Source organism: Sphingopyxis granuli NBRC 100800 (assembly GCF_001591045.1).
Lineage (GTDB): Bacteria > Pseudomonadota > Alphaproteobacteria > Sphingomonadales > Sphingomonadaceae > Sphingopyxis > Sphingopyxis granuli.
The window spans coordinates 1-4052 of sequence record NZ_BCUA01000153.1 but is presented as its reverse complement, the minus strand read 5'-3'; the positions used below and the strand labels follow the sequence as shown (position 1 = coordinate 4052).

Genomic DNA, 4052 nt, shown 5'->3' with positions numbered 1-4052 from the left:
GGTCGACCGGAGCGTCATCCAAAGACGGCCGCTCCAGCCCCGCCCGCGATCAGGCGAGGACGGAACGCCGCGCGGTCCGGCGCAGGCCCGCCGGCGCGGGCTGCCGCTGCCACGGCGAATCATAATGGACCGCCACCGCGGCGGTCGACGCTTCGATCATCATGGTCCAGAACTGGCCGATCGGGCCCGAACGGGATGCGTTGCGAGTCATGTCGTATCTCCTGAATCGATCGTTGCGCGCAAGGAGAAGGGAGGGGAGGGGAGAAGCCCTTGGCGCAGTCCTGTCTCTACGCCATCGGGCCCGGCCATTGGCGCCGATTTTGGTCATGGCGGCGACCAAAATTCGCGTTATGACGTAAGGAATGCGAAAAAAGATCGACCTCGACCGTTTCGATCGCCGGCTGCTCGAACTGGTGCGCGCCGACAATCTCGAACCCGCGCGGACTCTCGCCGACAAGGTCGGGCTGTCGGTGTCGGCAGTGCTGCGCCGGCTGCGGCGGCTGCGCGACGAAAAGGTGATCGTCGCCGACCGCGCGATCGTCGACCCGGCACTGACCGGATCGGCGCTGACCATGCATGTGCTGGTGCGGATGGAACAGGCGGGCGCGCAGACAATGGACGGCTTCGCGCGCGAGATCGCGCGCCACCCCGAAATCACCGGCGCGTGGGACGTGACCGGCGAGGACGACTTCCTGCTGAAGGTGCAGGTCGGGTCGATGGAGGAATATGAAGCCTTCACGCGCCGCGCGCTCGGCGAGGACAAGGGCGTGCATTCCTTCACCACGCTGATCGCGATCCGCACGATCGTCGAGGACGACGCCTCGCGCCGCCCCCTGCGCGACCTGTGACCGCTCACCAGAGCGCCGGCTTCGCCACCATCAGCCAGAAGACGCCGACCAGCCCCAGAAACGCGGGCCAGCCGAGCAGGAACCACAGCCGCATCGTCTGCTCGTAATCCGGCCCCAGCGGCCGCCCGGCGCGCGCCGCCGCCTCGGCAAGCCGCTGCGCACGAATCTGCAGGCCGACGACCGGCGCCCAGCAGGCAAAGGCCAGCGCATAGAGCGCATATGTCGCGAGCAGCCACGGCTCGGTCAGCGGATAGCCCGCGTGATGCGCGAGCCACAAGCCGCTCGCCGGCTGCACGACGCCGCTGGTGCCGGTGAAGATCCAGTCGGCGCGCACCACCATGCGGCCGATGGCGGCGATCGTCGCCGGGTCGCGCGTCAGATGGGCGTTCCACAGATACCAGGCGGTCCCGGCGCCGAAGCCGAACAGCACGGTGCTGCTGACGATGTGCAGCATCTTCACCAGCAGATAGAGGTCGGTCATCTCTTGTCCCCGATGGCGCCGTGCACCGCGACGAGCAGCAGGATCGGCAGATTCTTGAGCAGCGGACCCAGCGGATCGAGCCACAGGCGCGGCAGCGCGAGGCCGATGACGATCGTGTAGCCGAGGATCAGGCCGATCTGGACGACCGTGCTCCAGCGCGCCTTGCGGTCGAGCAGCACCAGCGCCGCCACCGCGATGTCGGCGAGGCTGGCGCCGATGCGCAGCGGGTCGGCCAGGCCGGCGGGCAGCCCCAGGCTCGCCGCCAGCGCGCGCGCCGCTTCGCCGCCATGCGTCAGCCCGAGCCATGCCGAGGCGAGCCACAGCAGCGCCAGTACCGCGCGGATCGCGGGCGCGAGGAAGAAGAGGCGCGCGTGCCAGCGGTCCTGCACCTCGGCCGGGCGCGCCGCAAGCGCATCGTTCAGCCGGCGCGGCGCGCTGCCGGTTTCGCGGGCATAGGCGGCGCTGTCGCCGGCGTTGCCCGCGACGAGCTGCGCCAAGCTGTTGCTCGCGATCGGCCCGTCGCCCGCAAGGTCGCCGATCCGGCCGAGCAGGCGCATGACCGGCATCGGGATCGACACGAAGCGCGCCGCGCCGAACCCCAGCCAGCCGCGATAGGCGCGCAGCAGGCCGCGCAGGTCGATCGTCTCTGGCCCCACCGGCTCGAGCGTCCGCCCGGCAAAGCGGTCGTCGGCGCACAGGCGCGCCACGTCGCGCGCCAGATCGTCGACATGGATCGGGGTGAAGCGCTGGTCGCCCGCGCCGGGCAGCGGGACGGCCAGCGGCAGCCCCGCCATTCCGCGCAGCAGCGAGGTGCCGCCATAGCTGCCGTCGCCATAGACGAGCGACAGGCGCAGGATCGTCCAGCCGAGCCCCGAGGCGCGCAGCACGGCCTCGCCCGCCAGTTTCGCGCGCGCATAGTCGGTGCCGACCTCCTCGCGGGCGCTGATCGCGGACAGCAGCACCACGCGCGCGACCCCCGCGTCGCGCGCGGCGGCATACAGAGCGCGCGGCATCGCGACGTGGACTGCCTCCATATCGGGCCCGCGCAGCACGCCCGCGGCGTTGACGATGCAGGCGACGCCGTCCAGATGCGTGCGCCACGCCGCCGCATCGGTCGCTCCAGCCAAGTCGACCGCCACGAACCGAACCCCCGGAAACGCCGCCTCGAGGTGCCCGACCCGGCGAACCACCGCGACCGCCTCGTGCCCCGCGTCGCGCAGCGCGGTCAGGATGTGCCGGCCGATGAAACCGGCGGCCCCCAGGATCATCACCCGCATGCCCGCTCCTTCCGCCCAGCGGGTTAGAGCATGATGACATGATAGGGAATCGTCATTGCGAGGAGCACGGCGAAGAAGCAATCTCCCCTCCCGCTTGCGGGAGGGGTCGGGGGTGAGGGCTCGAACCCTTTTGCAAGGCCGCTGCCCCCACCCCTCTCCTGATGGGGCGGGATACGCTTCAACCCCGACAGGACGGCCCCGAAAGCCGCCCCACACCGCCGGGCACGAAAAAGGGCGGCTCGCGGCCGCCCTTCTGTCCATCGTCCGGCCTTTGCCGGATGACGCGCTTTCGAACCCCGCGCGCCATCGGGCGCGACGGGCGCGGCGTCACTTGATCTTGGCTTCCTTGAACTCGACGTGCTTGCGCGCGACGGGGTCGTATTTGCGCACCGCCATCTTCTCGGTCATCGTGCGCGGGTTCTTCTTGGTGACATAGAAAAAGCCCGTGTCGGCGGTGCTCACCAGCTTGATCTTGACGGTCGTCGGCTTGGCCATGGCCTCATGTTCCTCGAACTATTGACGCATCCGCCGGCCCGTCCGGCGCATGCGGCGGGACGATGGCCCCGGCGATTGCTGAAAAACAAAGAGGGCCGCGTCGCACGCCGCCCCCCTTCATCCCGGCGCCCTTGGCGGGATTCGGTGCTTATGTCAAGCGAAAGCGGGGCCGGGCGAGAGGTTGCGCCGGCTTGGACAAGCCCGTTTATCGACCGCGTGGCTGGATCGTTCTTGAATCGAGCATCGCCGTGTCCCCGCGCAGGCGGGGACCCAGAGCGTCGATGCGCCAACGCTGGCTCTCCGACACTCTGGGCTCCCGCCTTCGCGGGAGCACATGCCTGTTCGTTCAAAGACAACCACACTTCGAGCGCCCCGGCAAAAGCCGGGCGGTGCCTGTCGCAGGGTCCGGTCATGGATGCTGAAACCAGTTCCGCATGACGGACAACGATGCGGCGTGGGAACGGGGCAGCGCCATCCGCTCCGCTCCCCGCAGGCCCGCCGCCGTCAGGCGTCGCGGATCTGGAAGCGGACGGTCATCTCCTTCCAGCTTTCCTCGGGCACGCCGCCGCGCGTCGCGGGCTTGAAGCGCCATTTCGACAGCGCGCGCCTGCGCGTCGCCTCAAAGAAGGCGGGGTCGTCGGTGCTGACCAGCTCGACCGCCTTGACCCGTCCGTCGGTGCCGATCAGCACGCGGACGCGGACGACGCCCTCGATCCCGGCACGCTGCTCGCGCGCGGGATAGTCGGGCTGGAACGTCCCGGCGAAGCGCGGATCGACCGCGGCGGCGACGAGCGCCGGGCGCGGCGGGGCCGGCGGATCGACCGCGACCGCCACGCCCGCCCCGCTGCCCGACGGCGGCGTCAGCGGCGGCGCGGGCGGTACCGAGGGCGGGTCCGCCGCGACCGGCGGCACCGGCGAGACCGTCGTCGTCATCGCCGACGGCTGCGGCTC

Annotated in this window: 6 protein-coding genes; 1 reads left to right on the top strand and 5 read right to left on the bottom strand. The window is 70.5% G+C overall.

What is annotated here, in order from left to right; translation table 11 throughout:
- Positions 1–49: 49 nt before the first annotated feature.
- Positions 50–211, bottom strand: a complete 162-nt coding sequence (locus SGR02S_RS20160) for a hypothetical protein (protein ID WP_156483138.1) — start codon at positions 209–211, stop codon at positions 50–52.
- Positions 212–362: 151 nt separating this feature from the next.
- On the opposite strand from SGR02S_RS20160, the gene SGR02S_RS19015 reads away from it, so the two are divergent.
- Positions 363–848, top strand: a complete 486-nt coding sequence (locus SGR02S_RS19015; protein ID WP_067113769.1) for an Lrp/AsnC family transcriptional regulator — start codon at positions 363–365, stop codon at positions 846–848.
- A 4-nt stretch (positions 849–852) separates the two neighbouring features.
- Here the strand turns inward: SGR02S_RS19015 and SGR02S_RS19010 are convergent, their stop codons facing one another.
- The 4 genes from SGR02S_RS19010 to SGR02S_RS18995 form a co-directional block, all read right to left on the bottom strand.
- A complete protein-coding gene (locus SGR02S_RS19010; RefSeq protein ID WP_067113767.1) occupies positions 853–1329 on the bottom strand; it encodes a DUF2269 family protein in 477 nt (158 codons plus the stop codon).
- Entirely contained in the window at positions 1326–2606 is a 1281-nt protein-coding gene (locus SGR02S_RS19005; RefSeq protein ID WP_067113764.1) for an SDR family oxidoreductase, read from the bottom strand. The genes SGR02S_RS19010 and SGR02S_RS19005 overlap by 4 nt, the downstream gene beginning before the upstream one ends.
- A 327-nt stretch (positions 2607–2933) precedes the next feature.
- On the bottom strand, positions 2934–3101 hold the full coding sequence (rpmG, locus tag SGR02S_RS19000; protein ID WP_067113762.1) for a 50S ribosomal protein L33: 168 nt from the start codon (positions 3099–3101) through the stop codon (positions 2934–2936).
- A 504-nt stretch (positions 3102–3605) separates the two neighbouring features.
- A partial coding sequence (locus SGR02S_RS18995) for an energy transducer TonB (RefSeq protein WP_156483137.1) occupies positions 3606–4052 on the bottom strand: 447 nt, incomplete at its 5' end.

Bases quoted from the DNA above. Each gene is read 5' to 3' on its own strand.
- SGR02S_RS20160 (WP_156483138.1), bottom strand. From the start codon at position 211: ATGACTCGCAACGCATCCCGTTCGGGCCCGATCGGCCAGTTCTGGACC.
- SGR02S_RS19015 (WP_067113769.1), top strand. From the start codon at position 363: ATGCGAAAAAAGATCGACCTCGACCGTTTCGATCGCCGGCTGCTCGAA.
- SGR02S_RS19010 (WP_067113767.1), bottom strand. From the start codon at position 1,329: ATGACCGACCTCTATCTGCTGGTGAAGATGCTGCACATCGTCAGCAGC.
- SGR02S_RS19005 (WP_067113764.1), bottom strand. From the start codon at position 2,606: ATGCGGGTGATGATCCTGGGGGCCGCCGGTTTCATCGGCCGGCACATC.
- rpmG (WP_067113762.1), bottom strand. From the start codon at position 3,101: ATGGCCAAGCCGACGACCGTCAAGATCAAGCTGGTGAGCACCGCCGAC.